The 2,019-nt window shown below is 72.6% G+C and carries 2 protein-coding genes and 1 pseudogene; 1 reads left to right on the forward strand and 2 read right to left on the reverse strand.

What is annotated here, in order from left to right:
* The coding region (locus DD1DGNOD_RS30080; RefSeq protein ID WP_430827854.1) for a response regulator at window positions 1–264 on the forward strand (264 nt) is incomplete at its 5' end.
* 130 nt (window positions 265–394) lie between these two features.
* Here the strand turns inward: DD1DGNOD_RS30080 and meaB are convergent.
* A complete protein-coding gene (gene meaB, locus DD1DGNOD_RS22185; RefSeq protein WP_131768455.1) occupies window positions 395–1,375 on the reverse strand; it encodes a methylmalonyl Co-A mutase-associated GTPase MeaB in 981 nt (326 codons plus the stop codon).
* 35 nt (window positions 1,376–1,410) lie between these two features.
* Window positions 1,411–2,019, reverse strand: a pseudogene (locus tag DD1DGNOD_RS22190) (acetyl-CoA C-acyltransferase); the annotation flags it as partial.

Raw genomic sequence — 2,019 nt, forward strand, 5'->3', positions numbered from 1 at the left:
CGGCCGGCGCTGGTGCTGCTGGACCGGATCCTGCCCGACGCGACGGCCGAGGAGCTGCTACGGGCGCTCACGGCGGACACCGCGGCCGGGCAGGTGCCCGCTGTCGTCCTCACCACGGACGACGACCCGCGGGATCTGATGAAGCTGCGGCAGGCGGGCGCGGTGGGTGTCGTCGGAGCGCCTCTCGACGTGAACGCGGTGGTCGCGGCGGCGGGCCACCTGGCAACGCACCAGACCGCCCGCCATCAGGCCGCTCACCAGTAGTAGGCCGCTCAACCGGTGGCCCGTGCTGACAGGTCACGTGCTGACAGGCCACGCGTCGGCGGACCCCCACCGGCGGACCCCGCTCACCAGGCGTCCGGGCACCCAGGGGACCGAGCGGGAACCGGACGGATCACCCGATGATCGCGCCTTCGCCGGTCATACCGGCGATCACGCGGTCAGCGGCTGTGTAGGGGTCGACCGTGCCCGCGACAACCTCGCCGGCGAGACTGTCCAGCAGGGTCGCGTCCCGCAGGTCACCCATGCGTGCCCGAAGCTCGGTGAGGGCGATCTGCTCGATCTCGTCGGCGGCGCGGCGGCGCCGGCGGGCGTCCAGAACGCCCCGCCCGGCCATCCACGTGCGATGATCGGCGATCGCGTCCACGATCTCGTCGATGCCCTCCGCCCGGGACGCGACGGTCTTGAGCACCGGCGGCTGCCACCGCCCGTCGGCGGTTCCGGTGAGCGCGATCATGTGCTTGAGCTCCCGGTAGGTGTGCTCCGCGCCGTCCCGGTCGGCCTTGTTGACCACGAACACGTCGGCGATCTCCAGGATGCCGGCCTTGGCCGCCTGGATACCGTCGCCCATACCCGGTGCCAGCAGCACCAGCGTGGTGTCGGCCAGCGAGGCTATGTCGACCTCGGCCTGGCCCACGCCCACCGTCTCGACGAGCACCGCGTCGAAGCCGGCCGCGTCGAGCACGCGCAGCGCCTGCGGGGTCGCCCACGACAGCCCGCCGAGATGCCCGCGTGAGGCCAATGACCGGATGTAGACGCCGGGGTCGGTGGCGTGTTGCTGCATCCGCACCCGGTCCCCGAGCAGCGCGCCGCCACTGAACGGGGACGACGGGTCGATGGCCAGGACGCCGACCCGCAGGTCGCGGGCGCGAAACGCGCCGACGAGAGCGGACGTCGAGGTCGACTTGCCCACGCCGGGAGAACCGGTCAGGCCGATCACCTGCGCCCTGCCGGCGCGTGGCGCCAGCAGGGTCATGATCTCCCGCAACTGCGGGGAGGCGTCCTCCACCAGCGAGATCAGGCGGGCGACGGCCCGCGGGTCACCGGCGACGGCGGCGTCCACCAGGTCGGCCGGCGAGGAGGAGCGTGCCCGCAGCGGGGCGGGCACCGGGAAGACCACCGGGGTCGAGCTCACGCCGGGACGCGCAGCACAAGAGCGTCTCCCTGGCCGCCGCCGCCGCACAGGCCGGCGGCACCGATGCCGCCTCCCCGGCGACGCAGCTCAAAGGCGAGCGTGAGGGCGATCCGGGCGCCGGACATACCGACCGGATGCCCGAGCGCTATCGCACCCCCGTTGACGTTGGTGACCTCTGGACCGATACCGAGATCGCGCATGGACTGGATGCCCACCGCCGCAAAGGCCTCGTTGATTTCGAAAAGGTCGACATCCGCGGGTGTCAGACCCTCCTTGCGCAGCGCCGCCGAGATCGCGTTCGACGGCTGGGACTGCAGGGACGGGTTCGGACCGGCGACGAAGCCGTGGTGGCCGACCTCGGCGAGCACCGGCAGCCCGAGCTCGGCCGCCTTGGCCCGGCTGGTGACCACGACGGCCGCGGCGCCGTCGGAGATCTGCGACGCCGAACCAGCCGTGATCGTGCCGTCATCGGTGAAGGCGGGACGCAGCTTCCCCAGCGAATCCGCGGTGGTCTCACCGCGGACACCCTCGTCCTGGCTGATCAGCACCGGGTCGCCGCGGCGCTGCGGCACCTCGACCGGGACGATCTCGTCGTCGAACAGACC

It is taken from the genome of Candidatus Protofrankia californiensis (assembly GCF_900634765.1).
GTDB lineage: Bacteria > Actinomycetota > Actinomycetes > Frankiales > Frankiaceae > Protofrankia > Protofrankia californiensis.